We start from the raw sequence: 17,258 nt of genomic DNA on the forward strand, positions 1-17,258 counted from the left end.
CAATCAGGCCCGGATCCATGCCGCGTACTAAGGTAAGCATTACCTAAGTGGATGGGAAGTCCCTAAGCATAGAAATAAGGCGTGCCTAACCTAAAATCATGAAGGTGGAGACGACTCGGTTGACTCGGTACAAGGGGCTTGGCCCGGCCCTGTTAGTAGTGGGCCTGGGCATGTCTCTCCTCGTGCTCTGCTTGCTCTCGCTCGCGCTCGGGGCTCTCAGCGTGCCCGTTGACCAGGTCGTTCAGGCATTGCTCGGGGCTCCGGGCGATCGGACCGTGGAGAACGTGATCTGGTCGGTCCGGGTGCCGCGCACCCTGCTCGGCCTCACGGCGGGCGTCGCGCTCGGGTTGTCGGGGGCGCTCATGCAGGCGCTCACCCGCAACCCACTCGCCGACCCCGGCCTGCTGGGCGTGACCGCGGGGGCGTCGTTCGCGATAGTCGGCTCGGTCGCCCTGCTGGGGATCGGCTCCCTCCTGGGTTTCATCTGGTTCGCCCTGGCCGGAGCGCTGATCGCGAGTGTCATCGTCTACTCGCTGGCCGGATTGGGCCGGTCGGGGCTGACGCCGGTGAAGCTCGCCCTCGCGGGGATCGCCGTCACCTCACTGCTCTTCTCGATCACGAACGCGATCGTGCTGGTCGACCCGGAGGCGCTCAACCGTTACCGGTTCTGGTCGGCGGGTTCACTCGCCGGGCAAACCGGGGACGTTGTCGGGGAGATCCTGCCGTTCGTCATCGCCGGGACAGTCCTCGCCCTGGCCTGCGCGCCCGCGCTCAACAGTCTGGCGCTAGGGGACGATGTGGCCGTCTCGCTGGGGCGCAAGGTGGGCCTGATCCGCGTGCAGGGCGTGATCGCGATCATGCTGCTCACCGGCGCGGCGGTGGCCGTGATCGGACCGGTGGTGTTCATTGGGCTGGTCGTTCCCCATGTGGCCCGCGTGCTGGCACAGCAGGCCGGGCTCGGACCTGATCACCGCTGGCTGCTGCCGCTGTCCGCGATGCTCGCTCCCTGCCTGCTCCTGGCCGCCGACATCCTCGGCCGGACGCTCGCCAGGCCCGCCGAAATCCAGGCGGGCGTCCTTATCGCCTTCATAGGCGGCCCGTTCTTCATCGCCCTGGTCCGCCGACGCCGCCTCGCGGAGATCTGAACATGACCCATCCCCCATCTGCCGATCCCCCGATCCAAGCGTCCGAGACCCGATCCCGCGGCCCTCGGACTTTGGAGGCGGCACCGCCCGGATCCCAGACACCCGGTGTCCAGCGCCTTGGCGACCGGCGGCATTTCCGGCTGGCGATGCCTCCGGTGTCCGGAACATTGCGGCTCCGGTTGGTGGCGGTATGCCTGACGCTCACCGCCGGGACCTTCGTCGCTTTCTGCTGGCTGCTCTCCGTCGGCGACTACCCGATCACGCTGCCCGAGGTCGTCCAGGCACTGGCGGGTTACGGCGACCCCGGCACCATGGTCGTCGTCCGCGAGCTCCGGCTCCCGCGCGCGGCGGCCGGGCTGCTCGTCGGCCTCGCGTTCGGCATCTCCGGCGCGCTGTTCCAGACCATGGCCCGCAATCCGATGGCCAGCCCGGACGTCATCGGCCTCATCCAGGGTTCCGGCACCGCCGTCGTCGCCAGCATCATGCTCGGCTGGACCGGCGGGCTGGCCATCCAGACCATCGGCCTGGCCGGAGCGCTCGCCACCGCCCTCATCGTCTACCTGCTCGCCTGGAAACGCGGCACCACCGGTTACCGGATCATCCTGGTCGGGATAGGCGTGTCCTGGATGTGCACCAGCGCCACTGACTATTTGATCGCGCGCGGCGGCCAGTTCCAGGCGCAGGCCGCGGTCGGCTGGCTGGTCGGCAACCTCAACGGCCGCGACTGGACTCAGGTCGTCCCGCTCGCGCTCGCGTGCGCCGTCCTGATCCCGGCCGCGCTGCTGCTCGGAAGGCTGTTGCGTACGCTCCAGCTCGGGGACGACGTGGCCGCCGGGCTCGGCACACCGGTCCAGCTGACCCGGCTCGGGCTGATGCTGACCGGGGTCGGACTGATCGCCTTCGGCACTGCGGCGGCCGGTCCCATCGCGTTCGTGGCACTCGCCGCCCCGCAGATCGCGCAGCGGCTGGCCGGGACGGCGTGGCCGCCCACGCTGGCCTCCGGCCTGACCGGCGCGCTGGTGGTGCTGGTCTCCGACGTGGTGGCCGCCCGGCTGATCCCCGGCGCGGAATTGCCGGTCGGTATCGTCACCGGCGTGCTCGGCGCGCCGGTTCTGCTCTGGTTGCTCATCCGCGCCAACCGCGCGGGATCTGGAGGCTGAACGGCATGTACGACCCTGACCTGCGGGCCTCCGCCCTCCACCTGGCCTACGACGACCGCCCGGTCATCCAGGATCTCGACGTCGCCGTCCCCCCGGGCCGGATCACCGCCATCGTCGGCGCGAACGCCTGCGGCAAGTCCACCCTCCTGCGCGCCCTCGCCCGCCTCCTCTCCCCCCGCCAAGGCACGGTACGGCTGGACGGCCGGGCCCTCCACTCCATCCCCACCAGGGAACTCGCCCAGCGCCTCGGCATCCTCCCGCAGGCTCCGGTCGCCCCCGAGGGCATCACGGTCATCGACCTCGTCACCCGTGGCCGGTCGCCGCACCAGACCTGGTGGCGGCAGTGGTCGAAGGCCGACCAGCAGGCCGTCCAGGACGCGCTGGACGCCACCGGCGTCGCCGACCTGGCCGACCGCGCGGTCGACGAGCTCTCCGGCGGTCAGCGGCAGCGCGCCTGGATCGCGATGGCCGTCGCCCAGGGCACGCCCGTCCTCCTCCTCGACGAGCCCACCACATTCCTGGACATGGCCCACCAGGTGGACGTCCTGGACCTGATCACCGACCTCAACCGCCGCGAGAACCGCACCATCGTCATGGTCCTGCACGACCTCAACCAGGCCTGCCGCTACGCCGACCACGTGATCGCCATGAAGTCCGGCCGAATCGTCACCGAAGGCACCCCCACCGACGTCATCACCCCGGAAACGGTCGAAGAGGTCTTCGACTTACGCTGCCAGATCACCACAGACCCGGTCAGCGGCACCCCTCTGATCATCCCGATCGGCCGCCACCACACCGGCGAGAACGACCCGATCCCCCACCGGTGGGCGACGCGATAACAGGTCGTCGGGTTGCTCGCCGTTATCCGGCGCCGTTCACGCAGATGGTGGTTCTCGCCGCAGCGGCGCCAAGAGCAGCGGCGGCATTCAGACCGGCAATAACGACCTCAGCGAGGCGCGAGGCAGAAAGCTCCGGCGTCGTTGGGCAACCTGCCCAATTTCACGCCTGTCGCCGGAAGGGACAGGGGACCGCTAGGTGGCAGGGTCGGTTGGAGGGTAGGCGCACGTCCGCCGGTTCAGCGAAGTGAGCAGAAATCCCCACCGGTAATTTGGCGTGGATGCGCGGTGACGCCCCGGCTTCACTACGGGCACGGCAGGAACGACCCGCCGAAGATCACACTGGGGGCACCCCATGCGCATCGGCATGTCCGCCACCCTGGCGGCGCTCGCCCTCGCCGCCATCCTCTCCGCCATCGGCAGCACGCCCGCCACGGCGACCGGCAACCGGGATCGCATCGCGTCCGTGCTGCTTCCGCCGATGTCGCCGTACAGATACATGATCAAGGGGGATCGGTTCACGGTCACCACCAAGGTCAGTCCGGACGCGATCCGCTTGAAGCTCTGGAAGATGCCGTCGGCGAACAATGCGTTCAATGTGCACGGCCTCTGGTTCTTCGCTCCTGTGCCGCAGCGTCCAGGGGCGTACTACCTGGAGAACCGTGACGGGGGCTGTTTGGACATCATTGACGGCATCTCCACCGTCATCGGCACCGATCTGGCCCTTCGCCCGTGCGATGGCACCCGGAGCCAGCAATGGTCCACCCCGTATCGGGATGGCCGCTGGGCGCTGAGGAATCAGTGGAGCGGCCTGTATGGAGCGGTCAAGCTTCCGATCGCCGAGAACAAGGTACTGACCCAGCAGCGGACCGGTTCCTTCGAGGAGCTCTACTTCCAGATGCCCTTCTTCTCATCCTGGCCGTCCACGGCGGACGCCTACCGATAGGAGCCGCAGGTCACAGACCCAAGTCACTCAGACCGGGGTGGTCATCGGGGCGGCGGCCAATGGCCCAGTGATACTTGCGATCGGCTTCGTTGATCGGAAGGTCGTTGATGCAGGCGTAGCGGTGCGCCATCAGGCCCTCGTCGTCGAACTCCCAGTTCTCGTTGCCGTACGAGCGATACCACTGGCCGGAGTCGTCATGGCTTTCGTACGCGAAACGGACCGCGATGCGGTTGCCGGTGAAGGCCCACAGCTCCTTGATGAGCCGGTAGTCCAGCTCCCTGTTCCACTTCCTGGTCAGGAAGGCGATGATCTCCTCGCGGCCGTTGAGGAACTCGGCGCGGTTGCGCCACCGGCTGTCGACGGTATAGCCGAGCGCCACCTTCCCGGGGTCTCGGGTGTTCCAGGCGTCCTCAGCCAGGCGCACCTTCTCCATCGCGCTCTCCCGGGTGAAGGGCGGCCGTACCGACGAGGTCATGACTTCCTCCAGCGACAAAGGCGCGGCGACCGCCGCTGACGCCGTTGTTCCGCAACATCGGTCTACGCACCCCCAAGATCAGGCCAAGGTGTGAGAACCACTCCAACGCCCCACCGGGCTCCATCGCGTTCTAGGATCTGGCCGTGATCGCTGAGCTGGAATGTGTCGTCCTGGACTGCCCCAATCCGATGGAACTCGCCACGTTCTATCAGTCGCTACTCGGCGGGGCCGTCAACCAGCCGGATCGGCGGTGGTCGCTCGACGACGACTGGGCAACGCTGCACGCGCCGTCCGGTCTCGTGATCGCCTTCCAACGGGCGGCGGACTACCAGCCTCCGCAGTGGCCGGACCCGCTCCGGCCTCAGCAGTTCCATCTGGACTTCGGCGTCCCGGACCTGGATCGAGCGCAGGAGCAGGTGCTGTCCTGGGGCGCGACCGTCTTGGATGAAGGTCCTGCTGGACGAAGCTGGCGTATCTACGCGGACCCAGCAAGTCATCCTTTCTGCCTGGTCCGCCAGAAAAAGACCCCGCCTACGGATGGCCGGTCAGATAGCCCCCCATGGTCTTGAAGTAATCGATGGCGGCGTGTTCGGTCCCGTCGTCCGTTCTGACGCGCTTCACCAGAAGACCTGGGCTCCGGCCGTTGCGGGCGTCGACCCCCGCGACAATGACCACGCCGTCGCCCTCGCGGATGAAGATACGGCCGGGCGTCCCCCCGTACCGAGCCTGGGAGACGGCGGCGGAGACGATGCGCAGGCGCTCGCCCCGGCAGAACGTGTACGCGTTCGGGTAAGGGTCGGATTGTGCCCGGATGAGGCGTTCCAGATCCTCGGCCGGCCAAGTCCAGTCGATCCGGCTGTCCTCGACCGCCCGCTTGTGAAAGAAACTGGCGGCACTCCGATCCTGCGGAGTCCATTCCGCATTGCCCGAATCGATCAGTTCAAGGGCGTCATGAACGATCGGCGCGATCAGATCGACCGTACGGAAGAACAGATCGGTCGCGGTGTCACCCGGCCCGACCGGCACCGCCCGCTGCACCAGAATGTCACCCGCGTCGAGTTCGGCGTTCATCCGATGCGCCGTCACCCCGACCTCCTTCTCCCCATTGATAAGCGCCCAGATCAGCGGCGAGAACCCGGCATACGCGGGCAGCAGCGAGTCATGCACGTTCAGGGTCCCATGCACCGGCAGATCGAAGATCTCCGGCGGTAACCAGGTACGCCAGTTGTTGGCGACGATGAGATCCGGCGCGAGCTCACGGATCACGTCGGCCAGGTCGGTGGGCCGGTTCCGGAGCAGCGCCGGCACGCCGCTCTCCGCCGCCAGATCGGCCACCGAATCATCCCAGATCTTCTCGTACGCGTGCTCGCTCCGCGGATGCGTGACCGCCAGGACCACCTCATGCCGGGAGTCCAGCAGAGCCTGCAGCGTGCGGTGTCCCCAGGTCTGATAGCCGAACATGACTACCCGCATGGTGTGGTTTCCTCTCCATCGCGACCTTGTTGCAAGGTAAGGCTAACCTTATCTACCATACGAGCGATGAAGGAGGCGATGTCGCGGTGACCACGCTGCGCACCGGGCCGGAAGCTGTTTACGACGTGCTGGGGATCGGCTTCGGGCCGTCCAACCTGGCGTTGTCCATCGCGATCGAGGAGCACAACAACACATCCGGAGACGTGATCACCGCCGGTTTCCTGGAGCGGCAGCCGCAGTTCGGCTGGCATCGGGGCATGCTGCTCGACGACGCGACCATGCAGGTGTCGTTTCCGAAGGACCTGGTCACCATGCGGAACCCGGCCAGCGACTTCAGCTTCCTGTGCTACCTGCGGGAACGTGGCCGTTTGGTGGACTTCCTCAACCAGAAGACGCTGTTCCCGTTACGCGCCGAGTTCCATGACTACTTCGAGTGGGCGGCGGCCCGGATGCGGCACGTTGTGGAGTATTCGGCGGAGGTCCTGCAGATCGAGCCGGTCAGGGCCGAAGGCGGCGAGATCCGCTGGTTCGACGTCACCAGCCGCGATCCCGACGACCCGGGCCGCACGGTGGTGCGCCGCGCCAGGAACATCTGCGTGGCGGTCGGTCTGGAGCCCCACCTGCCGCCGGGAACCGTACTCTCCGATCGGGTCTGCCACACCAGCGAGCTGATCCCCCGGGTCGCCGGGATGGCCGGCGCGCCGGTCCGCCGGGCGCTCGTCCTGGGCGCCGGGCAGAGCGCGGCCGAGGCGGTCGATTACCTGCACCGCGTCTTCGCCGACGCCGAGGTCTGCGCGGTCTTCGCCAAGTACGGCTACACGCCCGCCGACGACACCCCCTTCGCCAACCGCATCTTCGACCCGGAAGCGGTGGACGTCTACTACACCTCCCCGCCCGAGGTGAAGCAGTCCCTGCTGGAGTACCACCGGAGCACCAACTACTCGGTGGTCGACTCCGAACTGATCGAATCCCTGTACGCGACCATGTACCGCGAGCAGGTCCACGGCCGGAAACGCCTGCGCATGATGAACGTCTCCCGGATCCGGGACGTACGCGAACAGGACGGGCGGCTCGCCGTCACCGTGGAGTACCTGCCGACCGGCGAGCACGAGGTCCTCGACGCCGACCTGCTGGTGCACGCCACCGGCTACCGCCCGCAGGACATCGGCGCCCTGCTCGGCGAGACCGCCAAGCTCTGCCTGCGCGACGACGAGGACGCGATCCGGGTGGACCGCGATCACCGCGTCAAGGTCGCCCCCCAGGTCACCGCCGGAATCTACCTGCAGGGCGGCACCGAACACTCGCACGGCCTCACCTCGACGCTGCTCTCCACCACCGCCATCCGCGCGGGCGAAATCCGCGACTCCCTGCTCGCCCAGCGCAGCCTCACCGCGAACTAGCGCGGCATCGCGTTCCAAGTCCGCAAAACAGACAAACTAGGATGCAAAATCTAGCGTAAATTACGCAAGCTACTTCTCAGTAGCACACACTTCGCGCCACATATTACGCAATATGCCACTAAACGGCGCTTCACGACAGCAACAGGGCGTTCACTGCCGCGCGTCCAGAAGTCTTGACACCATCAACCACTGATGGAACTCTCGCAATTATGTTGCAGGGATATGAAAATAGATTCGAGTAACTCGAATGCGAAGCGGCAGAAAGTCGTCGAGTGTTGACAAGGCTTTCGAAATAGTTGCCGCCGTGTCCGAGGCGGGCCGGAGCGGAATCACGCTCGGCGCCCTGGCCGCCCGGGCCGGCGTGGCAGTGAGCACAGCTCACCGATATGTCACTTCATTGCTGGAACTGCGCGTTCTGGACCGTGACGCGGCGGGCTGTTACCGCCTCGGCGTCACCTTGATCATGCTGGCCGGTCAGTACCTCGACGAGGACGGCCTGCGCGCGGTCGCGCAGCCGTACCTCGCGGAACTGGTCGAGCTCAGCGGCGAGACCGTGCACCTGGGCATCCCGGTGGGCCACCAGATCGTCTACATCGACAAGGTGGAGAGCGCCAAGTCGGTACGCCTGGTGTCCCGGATCGGCAACCGCGCCCCCCTGCACTGCACCGCGATGGGCAAGGCCGTGCTCGCCCTGCTCGACACCCCGACGATCGAGGAAGTGCTGTCCGGGCACCTCGATCTCCGCACCCCGCACACCCTGACCGGCGACGACCTGCTCACCGAACTGGAGCTGATCCGCCGCCAGGGCTTCGCGATCGACGACGAGGAGAACGAGGAAGGCGTGCGCTGCGTCGGCCTCCCGATCCGCAACTCCGCGGGTCAGCCGGTCGGCGCGTTCAGCGTCTCCGCCCCCGCCGGCCGGTTCAGCATCGACGACTGCCACCGCCTGGCCCCCCGCGCCCTCACCATGGCCGCCGACATCAGCCACCGCCTCGGCTACGGCCCTGCCAAGAACGGCCTCCGGCCATGACCAACAGGAGTCCCCACATGCCTATCGCCGTCCTCAACCCCGGCACCGGAGAGCACCTCGGCGAGGTGCCGGATCTGGACGCGCGGGAGGTGGCCGCCGTGGTCGAGGCGGCGCAGGAGGGCCAGCGCGCGATGGCGGCCCTGCCCGCGCACCGCCGCGCCGAACTGCTGCTCACGATCGCCGATCTGATCGAGGCCGAGAAGGACGGCCTGGCCGAGCTGCTCGCGGCCGAGAACGGCAAGCCGATCCCGCAGACGAGGGGTGAGGTGGAGGCCGCGATCCGGATCTTCCGGGGGTACGCGGGCGAGGCCACCCGGTTGTTCGGCCGCCAGATCCCGCTGGATGCCGTACCCGGCCTGGAGAAGCACCTGGCCGTGACCACTCGCGAGCCGCTCGGCGTGGTCGCCGCGCTGGTGCCGTTCAACTACCCGGTCGAGCTGTACGCGCACAAGGCCGCCGCCGCCCTGGCCGCCGGAAACGCGGTCGTCGTGCAGCCTCCGGCCAAATGCCCGCTGGCGCTGACCAGGGTCGCCGAACTGATCGCCACGGTCGGCCTGCCGGAGCACGCGCATCAACTGGTGACCGGTGGCATCGCGGTCTCCCAGTCGCTGGCCACCCTGCCGGGCATCGCCGCGATCAGCCTCACCGGCAGCACCGCCGCCGGACGCGCGATCGCCACCCTGGCCGCCGGCACGCTGAAGAAGGTCTTCCTCGAACTCGGCGGCAACGACGCGCTCATCGTCTGCGACGACGCCGACCCCGAGGAGGCCGCCGGGGCGGTCGTGCTCGGCCGCCTCGCCCGCGGCAACGGCCAGATCTGCTGCGCGGTCAAGCGCGTGTACGCCCAAGACGGCGTCCACGACGCATTCCTGGCATCCCTGCTGGCCCAGACGGCCAAACTCGTCGTCGGCGACCAGCTCCAGGAATCCACCGACGTCGGCCCTCTGATCACCGAAGACGCCGCCGAACGCGTGGCCGCGGCCGTCGACCGCCTGATCGTCGACGGCGCCAACCTCGTCGCGGGCGGCTCCCGGCGCGGCGCGTTCGTCGACCCGGTCGTCCTCACCGACGTGCCCGCGGAAAGCCCCGCCTTCGCCGAGGAGATCTTCGGCCCGGTCGCCCCCGTGGCCCGCTTCACCGACCCCATGGACGCCGTCCGCCTGGCCAACCAATCCCCGTACGGCCTGCACGCCGCCGTCTTCACCCGCGACATCACCCGCGCGTTCACCCTGGCCAGGCACCTGGACGTCGGCGGCGTGGTGATCAACGGCTCCACCGCCCTGCGCGCCGAGAACCTCCCGTTCGGCGGCACCAAGGACACCGGCGGCTACCGCGAGGGCCTGCACGAGACCGTCCTCGACTTCACCCGGCAGAAGTCGATCATCGTCATGGAGGCGTTCGGATGAGCCTCGAACTCAGGGGCGTACGGCAAAGCTACGGCGACGTCGAAGTCCTGCACGGCGTGGATCTCACGGGACGGCCGGGCGAGGTGCTCGCCGTCGTCGGCGCGAACGGCGCGGGAAAGTCCACGCTGATCCGCATCCTGGCGGGCGCCCAGCGGATGACCTCGGGCGAGCTGCGCATCGACGGCGAGCGGGTCGACCTGCGTTCCCCGCACGACGCGCACGCGCGCGGCATCCGCACCGTCTACCAGGAGCTGTCCATCGTCGGCGGCCTGTCGGTGACCGAGAACTTGCTGATGGGCGCGTTCCCCCGGCGGCGCGGCGGCCTGATCGACTGGCCGGAGGCGCACCGGAAGGCTCAGGAACTGCTGGACAGCGCCGGTTTCGGCGCGATCGACCCGCGCGTGCTCGCAGGTCGCCTCTCGGTGGCCAGGCAGCAGATGGTGGAGATCGCCAAGGCGCTGGCCGGTGAGGTCAAGGTGCTGGTGCTCGACGAACCGTCGGCGGTGCTGGCGGGCAGCGACCTGGAGTCCCTGTTCGCGCTGATCCGGCGCCTGCGGGAACGCGGCGTGCTGGTCGTCTACGTCTCGCACCGGCTGGCCGAGGTCATGGAGCTCGCCGACTCGATCGTGGTCATCAAGGACGGCCTCATCATCGCCACCACGGAACCGGCGAAGACCAGCGATTCCGAACTGATCGGCCTGATGGCCGGCCGCCGCCTGGAACAGATCTACCCCGCCCGCCGCGAACCCCCCGCCGAGACAAGACTCGAAATTTCCGGACTTTCCCGGAGGGGTGAGTTCGAGGACATCTCGTTCGAGCTGCGCGCCGGAGAGATCGTCGGGCTGTTCGGCCTGGTCGGTTCCGGTCGCAGCGAGATGGCCCGGTGCGTGTTCGGCGCGGAACACGCGACCAAGGGAAACGGGGCTTACCGCTCCCCCGCCGAGGCGATCGCCGCCGGACTCGCCCTGGTCACCGAGGACCGCAAACGTTCCGGCCTGATCCTCGGCATGACCGTGCTGGACAACATCGCGCTCGCCACGATGCGCGAGAACCGGCGCGGGCCTCTGATCGACGCCGCCGGACGCAGACGCCGGGTCACCGAGATGATCGACCGGCTGAGCATCCAGCCCGGCCGGTGCGCCACCATGCCGGCGGGCTCGCTCAGCGGCGGCAACCAGCAGAAGGCCGTACTGGCGAAATGGCTGCTGGCCGGGCCGCGCGTGCTGATCCTGGACGAACCCACCCGGGGCGTCGACATGGCCACCCGGGTGGACATCTACCGCATGGTCGACGACCTGGCCCGGCAGGGTCTCGCCGTGCTGCTCATCTCCTCCGACCTCACCGAGGTGCTCGGCGCGACCGACCGGGTGCTGGTGATGCGCGAGGGCCGGCTGGCCGGTGACCTGCGCTCGGAGACCACCACCGAGGACGAGATCCTCGCGCACGCGATCGGACAGGCCGCATGACCGGGCACATCGCCAGAATCCGCACGACCCGCCTGGTCGTGGGCGGGCGGGACATCACCGTCACGGCGGCCTTCGTGTCGCTGATCGTGCTGCTGGTGGCGGTGGCCGCGCTCACCTCCGACACCTTCCTCACCCAGACCAACCTCACCAACCTGCTCAAGCAGATGGTCACCACCGGATTGCTGGCGTTCGGCATGCTGGTGGTCATCCTCACCGGCGGCATCGACCTGTCGGTGGGCTCGATGGTGGCCTTCTCCGGCATCCTCACCGCGGGCCTGGTGACCGGCTTGCCCATCCCGGTGGCCATGATCGTCGGCGTGCTCTCCGGCGTCGGCTTCGGGCTGATCAACGGCGTCCTGGTGTCCCGGTTCGGGCTGGCCGCCTTCGTGGTCACGCTGGCCTCGCTCACCACCATCCGCGGCCTCGCCTTCGTCTACTCCGAGGTGCCGATCGCGCCGGAGGACCCGGCGTTCTTCACCCTCGGCTCGGCGATGGCCGGTCCCATCCCGGTCAGCACGCTCATCATGCTGGCCGTCTTCGCTGCCGGCGGGGTCTTCCTGACCCGGACCCCGGCGGGGCGTTCCATCGTGGCGATCGGTGGCAACGCCGAGACGGTCCGGCTCGCGGGCATCAACGTGCCGCGGCACGTGACGCTCGCGTACACGATCAGCGGCGCCTGCGCCGGCCTGGCCGGGGTCATCCTGGCCAGCCGCGTCGGCATCGCCCAGCCGAGCGTGGGGGTGGCGTTCGAACTGGACGCCATCGCCGCGTGCGTGATCGGCGGCGCCAGCCTGGCCGGCGGGCGCGGTTCCACCCGCGCGACCTTCGGCGGCGTCCTCGTGCTGGTCCTGATCAACAACCTGCTCAACCTGTACGGCGTCCAGAGCTTCTGGCAGCAAGTGCTCAAGGGGTTGATCATCATCGCCGTCATCCTCGTCCAGCGCACCAACCGGGTGCGCGGCTGACCCCTGGGAGAAAGTCACCATGATCACGAGAAGGCTCAGCGGCCTGCTGCTGGCGGGCGCGCTCGCCCTGGTCGTCACCGGTTGCTCGTCCGGAACCGACCCGGCCACTCCGGCCGCTTCGGCGTCCGGCGACGGCGAATACACCATCGGCGTCGCCAACTTCATGCTCGGCGGGCCGTACTTCAGCGGGATGGACAAGGCCATCGCCGCGCAGGCCCAGAAGAAGGGCAACATCGAGATCATCAGCACGGACGCGAACGGGGACGCGGCCAAGCTCGCCTCCAACGTGGAGGACCTGCTGAGCAAGAACGTGGACGCGGTCATCATCTCCGGCGGCCCGCTGGAGTCCGCGCCCGCGGTGCTCAACTCCATCAAGGCGGCCGGCAAGCCGGTCGTGCTGGTGGACCGCAAGTTCCAGACCGGTGAGTACACCAGCTGGATCGGCCCCGACAACGAGGCCATCGGGCGGCAGAACGGCGAGTTCCTGGCCGAGAAGCTGGCCGACGGCGGCAAGGTCGGCATCATCAAGGGCGGCCCGGCGGACAACACGATCGGCTCGGCCCGGACCAACGGCGTCAAGTCGGTGCTGTCCACCAAGTCGAACATCACGCTGGTCGAGGCCCCGGACTTCGGCAACTGGGGTTCGGACGGCGGGCTCACCGTGATGGAGAGCCTGCTCGCCACCAACGGCGACCTGAAGGCGGTGTTCTGCGAGAACGACGCGATGTGCCTGGGCGCGCAGCGGGCGATCGCGGACGCCGGCAAGACCGACCAGATCATCATCGCCGGCGTGGACGGCCAGGCCGAGGCGCTGAAGGCGATCATGGACGGCACCAACTACCTGGTCACCGGCCTCAACGACGCCGACATCATCGGCGCCATGGGCCTGGACCGGGCGGTCGAGATCCTGGGCGGAGCCCAGGTCGAGAAGGACACGGTCGTTCCGTCCCCCCGAGTCACCAAGGAGAACGCAGCACAGTTCATGAACCCGGACGGCAGCTTCTAAGCCCCCCGCGGCCCGGTGGCGGACGGCGACGCCACCTGGCCCTCCCTTCCTGAGAAGGACCAATGAAGACAACCCTCATGCGCCGGGCGACCATCGCCGCGGCCGCCTCCGCCCTCCTCCTCACCGGAACGGTCGCGACCAGCCCCTCCGCCGTCGCCGACGATCCGACCCGCCCCGGCTGGACCCTCCTCTACAACGAGACGTTCACCTCCGCGCTGAATCCGGGGAACGCGCCCTGGACGCGGGACACCTACGCCCAGCCGTTCGACACGATCATGGACGATCCCGGGCAGTGGTACCGCAACGACTACGGGCCCGCGTGGACGACGGCGCTCAACTCCTTCAACACCTACCGGAAGGAGTTCCCCGTCGGGCAGAACGGCTGGCTGACCGCCTCCTTGTCGGCCCGCGACTGGAACAAGGACGGCGTGATCGAGAATCCGCCGACGCTCACCACGCAGCCGCTCGGCGCCGAGAGCGTGGCGGTGATGAACGTGCCCGACCACACCGGTGGCGTGATCCTGCGGCCGACGAACCGGCTGCCCGACCGGTATCGCGTGGAGTACAAGCTCAAGACGCTGGACTTCGGGGGGAAACGGAACGGGTCGATCACGTACAACAACCGGACCAACGGGTACAGCAATACGGGGTGCAAGACCCAGCATCCGTGGGGTGAGGGGTCGCGTTCGCCGGGGTGGAGCGGGAACGCGTCGGTTCCGTACTGCGAGTGGCAGGACGTCCGGTCCGGGCCGTACGGGTATAACGGGTTCCACTTCATGGCGATCGTGGACTTCGCCAATCCCGCGCCGCGGAACAACCACTTCTGGCACTACCGGCGCAAGGTGCTGATGGACTCCTTCTCCCAGCATCCGGATCGGGTGGGCTCTGGAACGGGCGGGCGGGTTTGCAACGCCGCGAACAACACGTACTACAACTACCGGGACGGCAACTTCAACACGGTCAACATGTGGATCAGCGGACTGCCGAACTGGAACCCGGGCCCTGGTGGCCTGGCGGGGAACTCGCAGTGGTTCATGACCCCGTGCTCCAACGGCGTGGCCGAGCAGCAGCTGTCCTCGGCGGCCGAACTTCAGCCCGAGCTGATGCCGAACCAGTTCTACACGTTCGCCATCGAGCGTGACGCGACCGGTTACGTCCTGGAGGTGACCGGCAACTTCGCCCGGTCCGGCCAGCGTACGATCCGGATGCACCGGCCGTTCATCGTCAACAACGCGCCCATCTGGCACTACAACACCGCTCCGGGCGAGTACGACGGCCGCTACAACGCCAACCTGGTCCAGAACGAGCCCAACGGCAGCACCACCTGGCCCAACCAGTGGCCCGCCGGTTCGTCCTACCCCGACTACTTCGTGATCGGCGACCTCTACACCAACGTGTACGAGGGCAGCGCCAGCCTCACCGACCTCCGCCTGTACGTCCCGCAAACGGGCGCACCCACGAACCTCGCCCTCAACAAGCCCGCCACCGCCGACAGCCAGTGCGCCGCCAACGAGGGCCCCGCCAAGGCCGTCAACGGAACCTACAACGCCGGCCTGGCCGACAAGTGGTGCTCCCTGGGCGCCTCCAAGTGGCTCCGCGTCGACCTCCAGTCCGCCACAACGGTCGGCAAGGTCGTCATCCGCCACGCGGGCGCGGGCGGCGAAAAAACCTCCTGGAACACCAAGGACTTCGACGTCCAGCTCAGCACCAACGGCACAACGTGGACGAATGTGGCAACAGTACGAAATAACACCGCAAGTACAACCACACACACGTTCACGCCCGCATCCGTCCGATATATACGCCTAAACGTGATCACCCCCACAAACGACAGCGACACCGCCGCCCGCATCTTCGAACTAGAGGCCTACGCCAGCTAACACGAACAGAGGGCCGGTCCCGAGCCGACCCTCTGCTCCACCTGCGTGGTCACCCCGGCTGACCGCCGATCCGCCCGGGCGGGACAGCGCCCCCCAGTCCTGTCCCGCTCGCCTTCCCCGGGATGATCAGCTGACGGCGAGCACGTCCTCGGAGATCATCCAGATTCAGCCAGCACCGTGGCCCTCTTGCGTCCGCGAATGACCAGCCACAGAAGCCATGCCTGAAAGAGCCCACCAGCTGTGAACAGCAGCACGTTGAACACGATGTTGTCCGAGTCGATCACGGAGCCGAGAAGCAGCGAGGTCGGCAACGTGGGGATGATCAGTACGAGCCCGTCCAAGGGGTCTCCACCCGGTTGGTTCAGAAGGACCACCAGATAGACGGCCGAGGCAAGAACGATCAGCGCGTAGGCGCCACCAATGGTCACGGCCACGACTCCCCGCGTCAACCCTCGTTGTGATCTCATGCCCACAAGCCTGCTCGTTCAGCAGAGCCCGGTGATGAGTAGGAATACTCAAGCCATACTGCCCAGACTGCTCATCCTGGTTGATACGTGAAGCTATAGCGTCCCGAGTAAGGGATTGCTCCGTCGAAACGCCCACGCAGTCCGCGTCCACCTGCCCATAGAGCACCGGCCATCCGCTTACACATTGCCGTCCAGATACCCACCAAAGCTCCGGCCATACGCCCAAGCATCTGACTACGGATCAGAAGGTTAGGGGTTCGAGTCCTTTCGGCCGCGCGGGTAAAAGCCCAGGTCACAGTACTGATACGAGCCCATTCGCCGATCAAGTCGGCGGCATGATCGGCGACTTCCGTGACGTCAAGCTGGATGGGGAACGATCTCCAAGCCCACGGGGCCGTTGAGCATGAACGACGGCATGCGGGCGGGCCGCTCCCCGGAGTGGGCGAGGGCTAGGTCCGGCAGGCGCTCGAACAGCGTGGTCAGGGCGACTTCCGCCTCCAGACGCGCGAGGTGCGCGCCGAGGCAGAAGTGGGGTCCGTGGCCGAAGGCGAGGTGCTCCTTGCTGGTCCGTGTGGGGTCGAAGTGGTCCGGGCGGTCCGGGTGGAGTTCCGGATCGCGCCCGGCGGCGGCGAAGCCGATGATGATCGGGTCGCCCTTACCGATGACGACGCCCTCGCCGAGATCGATGTCCTCGATGGCGTAACGCAGCGGAAGGTGCATGACCGGGCCCTCGGCACGCAGCGTCTCCTCGATGACGTCCTCCCAGCTGATGGTTCCCTCGCGGATCCGGGTGAGGTTCTCGGGGTGGTTGAGCAGGGCCTGGACGGCGCTGGTGATGAGGTTGACGGCGGTTTCGTAGCCCGCGCCGATCGTGACGAAGAGGGTGGCGAGCAGCGCGGGTTCCGGCATCGGCTCCTCGTCGGGCTCGGACGGCAGGAGCAGGTCGCTGGTCAGGTCGGCGGCTGGATTCTCTCTCTTGTACCGCAGAAACTCGGTGAACCGGTTGTGGAGTTCGGCCTGGGCGGCCAGGGCCCGCTCCGGGTCGGCCGACCAATCCAGAGTGGCCTCGATCGCGCTGGCGAGCTTCTCTCGCAGGTGGTCCGGAACGCCGAACAGGTCGGTGATGACGGTCATGGTCAGCGGCAGTGCCAGGGCCTGCCGCACATCGGCCGTCGCCCCAGGCGGCAGTGCGGCGAGCGCCTCGACCAGGCGGTCCGCGGTCGCCTGGACGTGCGGGCGCGTCTGCTCGACCCGCCGCGGCGAGAACGACGGGGCGATGCGGCGCCGGGACCTACGGTGTTCCTCGCCGTAGGCGTTGAGGAAGCTCCGGTTCAGGACTCCCGCGGCCAGCGGCCAGCCCTCGGGCACGTCGGCCAGACCGGGCCAGTGCCGGTGGGGATCACGCGAGACGCGGGGGTCACCGGTCAACGCCTGGATGACGCTGTGCCGGGTGACCGACCAGGCGTAGACGGGCCCTGGAAGCTCGACGAGCACCGCCGGCCCCTGAGCGCGTAACGTGGCGGCCTCCGCGTGCATCGCACGGGCCATGGGATCGAGAACCGGACACCTGGGAACGGACGAGGACGACATATGGTGCTCTTCT

Annotated in this window: 16 protein-coding genes; 12 read left to right on the forward strand and 4 right to left on the reverse strand. The window is 67.9% G+C overall.

All coding sequences use genetic code 11. From position 1 onward, the window contains the following. Positions 1-98: 98 nt before the first annotated feature. From ABGB08_RS35595 to ABGB08_RS35610, 4 genes are all read left to right on the forward strand, one after another. Complete coding sequence (locus ABGB08_RS35595; protein WP_347599740.1) at positions 99-1,145, forward strand: iron chelate uptake ABC transporter family permease subunit; 1,047 nt, start codon at positions 99-101, stop codon at positions 1,143-1,145. 146 nt (positions 1,146-1,291) lie between these two features. Beyond that, positions 1,292-2,305 (forward strand): iron chelate uptake ABC transporter family permease subunit, encoded by a 1,014-nt coding sequence (locus ABGB08_RS35600; RefSeq protein ID WP_347599818.1) that lies wholly within the window; start codon positions 1,292-1,294, stop codon positions 2,303-2,305. Between the two features lie 5 nt (positions 2,306-2,310). Then, positions 2,311-3,144: an ABC transporter ATP-binding protein gene (locus tag ABGB08_RS35605; protein ID WP_347599743.1), complete on the forward strand. Its 834-nt coding sequence runs from the start codon at positions 2,311-2,313 to the stop codon at positions 3,142-3,144. 352 nt (positions 3,145-3,496) lie between these two features. Next, positions 3,497-4,087 carry an RICIN domain-containing protein gene (locus ABGB08_RS35610; RefSeq protein ID WP_347599746.1) on the forward strand — a complete coding sequence of 197 codons (591 nt, stop codon included), beginning with the start codon at positions 3,497-3,499 and terminating at the stop codon, positions 4,085-4,087. A gap of 10 nt (positions 4,088-4,097) precedes the next feature. Here the strand turns inward: ABGB08_RS35610 and ABGB08_RS35615 are convergent, their stop codons facing one another. Continuing rightward, positions 4,098-4,562: a nuclear transport factor 2 family protein gene (locus ABGB08_RS35615; protein WP_347599749.1), complete on the reverse strand. Its 465-nt coding sequence runs from the start codon at positions 4,560-4,562 to the stop codon at positions 4,098-4,100. A gap of 143 nt (positions 4,563-4,705) precedes the next feature. Here ABGB08_RS35615 and ABGB08_RS35620 point away from each other — a divergent pair, with 143 nt between their 5' ends. Beyond that, positions 4,706-5,131: a VOC family protein gene (locus tag ABGB08_RS35620; RefSeq protein ID WP_347599752.1), complete on the forward strand. Its 426-nt coding sequence runs from the start codon at positions 4,706-4,708 to the stop codon at positions 5,129-5,131. On the opposite strand, the gene ABGB08_RS35625 is transcribed toward ABGB08_RS35620, so the two are convergent. After that, complete coding sequence (locus ABGB08_RS35625) at positions 5,094-6,035, reverse strand: methionyl-tRNA formyltransferase (protein ID WP_347599755.1); 942 nt, start codon at positions 6,033-6,035, stop codon at positions 5,094-5,096. The two genes, ABGB08_RS35620 and ABGB08_RS35625, sit on opposite strands and share 38 nt — an antisense overlap. A gap of 86 nt (positions 6,036-6,121) precedes the next feature. On the opposite strand from ABGB08_RS35625, the gene ABGB08_RS35630 reads away from it, so the two are divergent. The 7 genes from ABGB08_RS35630 (at position 6,122) to ABGB08_RS35660 (ending at position 15,188) form a co-directional block, all read left to right on the forward strand. After that, positions 6,122-7,435, forward strand: a complete 1,314-nt coding sequence (locus ABGB08_RS35630) for a SidA/IucD/PvdA family monooxygenase (RefSeq protein ID WP_347599758.1) — start codon at positions 6,122-6,124, stop codon at positions 7,433-7,435. Between the two features lie 247 nt (positions 7,436-7,682). Next, on the forward strand, positions 7,683-8,465 hold the full coding sequence (locus ABGB08_RS35635; RefSeq protein WP_347599761.1) for an IclR family transcriptional regulator: 783 nt from the start codon (positions 7,683-7,685) through the stop codon (positions 8,463-8,465). A 17-nt stretch (positions 8,466-8,482) separates the two neighbouring features. Beyond that, positions 8,483-9,871, forward strand: a complete 1,389-nt coding sequence (locus ABGB08_RS35640) for an aldehyde dehydrogenase family protein (RefSeq protein WP_347599764.1) — start codon at positions 8,483-8,485, stop codon at positions 9,869-9,871. After that, a complete protein-coding gene (locus ABGB08_RS35645) occupies positions 9,868-11,337 on the forward strand; it encodes a sugar ABC transporter ATP-binding protein (protein ID WP_347599767.1) in 1,470 nt (489 codons plus the stop codon). The genes ABGB08_RS35640 and ABGB08_RS35645 overlap by 4 nt, the downstream gene beginning before the upstream one ends. Continuing rightward, on the forward strand, positions 11,334-12,302 hold the full coding sequence (locus tag ABGB08_RS35650) for an ABC transporter permease (protein ID WP_347599770.1): 969 nt from the start codon (positions 11,334-11,336) through the stop codon (positions 12,300-12,302). Before ABGB08_RS35645 ends, ABGB08_RS35650 begins: the two co-directional genes overlap by 4 nt. Before the next feature lie 19 nt (positions 12,303-12,321). Continuing rightward, a complete protein-coding gene (locus ABGB08_RS35655) occupies positions 12,322-13,308 on the forward strand; it encodes a substrate-binding domain-containing protein (protein WP_347599773.1) in 987 nt (328 codons plus the stop codon). Positions 13,309-13,370: 62 nt separating this feature from the next. Continuing rightward, positions 13,371-15,188: a discoidin domain-containing protein gene (locus tag ABGB08_RS35660; RefSeq protein WP_347599776.1), complete on the forward strand. Its 1,818-nt coding sequence runs from the start codon at positions 13,371-13,373 to the stop codon at positions 15,186-15,188. 155 nt (positions 15,189-15,343) lie between these two features. On the opposite strand, the gene ABGB08_RS35665 is transcribed toward ABGB08_RS35660, so the two are convergent. Then, the gene (locus ABGB08_RS35665) at positions 15,344-15,622 is read right to left on the reverse strand and encodes a hypothetical protein (protein ID WP_347599779.1); all 279 of its coding nucleotides are present in this window, start codon (positions 15,620-15,622) and stop codon (positions 15,344-15,346) included. A 390-nt stretch (positions 15,623-16,012) separates the two neighbouring features. After that, positions 16,013-17,203 carry a cytochrome P450 gene (locus ABGB08_RS35670; protein ID WP_347599782.1) on the reverse strand — a complete coding sequence of 397 codons (1,191 nt, stop codon included), beginning with the start codon at positions 17,201-17,203 and terminating at the stop codon, positions 16,013-16,015. Between the last annotated feature and the right edge of the window lie 55 nt (positions 17,204-17,258).

It is taken from the genome of Acrocarpospora sp. B8E8 (assembly GCF_039871605.1).
Taxonomy (GTDB): domain Bacteria; phylum Actinomycetota; class Actinomycetes; order Streptosporangiales; family Streptosporangiaceae; genus Acrocarpospora; species Acrocarpospora macrocephala.

What these genes read in the sequence shown, in the direction of transcription:
- ABGB08_RS35670 (WP_347599782.1), bottom strand. Translation starts at nt 17,203, where the DNA reads ATGGCCCGTGCGATGCACGCGGAGGCCGCCACGTTACGCGCTCAGGGG.
- ABGB08_RS35650 (WP_347599770.1), top strand. Translation starts at nt 11,334, where the DNA reads ATGACCGGGCACATCGCCAGAATCCGCACGACCCGCCTGGTCGTGGGC.
- ABGB08_RS35605 (WP_347599743.1), top strand. Translation starts at nt 2,311, where the DNA reads ATGTACGACCCTGACCTGCGGGCCTCCGCCCTCCACCTGGCCTACGAC.
- ABGB08_RS35640 (WP_347599764.1), top strand. Translation starts at nt 8,483, where the DNA reads ATGCCTATCGCCGTCCTCAACCCCGGCACCGGAGAGCACCTCGGCGAG.
- ABGB08_RS35635 (WP_347599761.1), top strand. Translation starts at nt 7,683, where the DNA reads ATGCGAAGCGGCAGAAAGTCGTCGAGTGTTGACAAGGCTTTCGAAATA.
- ABGB08_RS35610 (WP_347599746.1), top strand. Translation starts at nt 3,497, where the DNA reads ATGCGCATCGGCATGTCCGCCACCCTGGCGGCGCTCGCCCTCGCCGCC.
- ABGB08_RS35595 (WP_347599740.1), top strand. Translation starts at nt 99, where the DNA reads ATGAAGGTGGAGACGACTCGGTTGACTCGGTACAAGGGGCTTGGCCCG.
- ABGB08_RS35660 (WP_347599776.1), top strand. Translation starts at nt 13,371, where the DNA reads ATGAAGACAACCCTCATGCGCCGGGCGACCATCGCCGCGGCCGCCTCC.
- ABGB08_RS35645 (WP_347599767.1), top strand. Translation starts at nt 9,868, where the DNA reads ATGAGCCTCGAACTCAGGGGCGTACGGCAAAGCTACGGCGACGTCGAA.
- ABGB08_RS35655 (WP_347599773.1), top strand. Translation starts at nt 12,322, where the DNA reads ATGATCACGAGAAGGCTCAGCGGCCTGCTGCTGGCGGGCGCGCTCGCC.
- ABGB08_RS35625 (WP_347599755.1), bottom strand. Translation starts at nt 6,035, where the DNA reads ATGCGGGTAGTCATGTTCGGCTATCAGACCTGGGGACACCGCACGCTG.
- ABGB08_RS35615 (WP_347599749.1), bottom strand. Translation starts at nt 4,562, where the DNA reads ATGACCTCGTCGGTACGGCCGCCCTTCACCCGGGAGAGCGCGATGGAG.
- ABGB08_RS35600 (WP_347599818.1), top strand. Translation starts at nt 1,292, where the DNA reads ATGCCTCCGGTGTCCGGAACATTGCGGCTCCGGTTGGTGGCGGTATGC.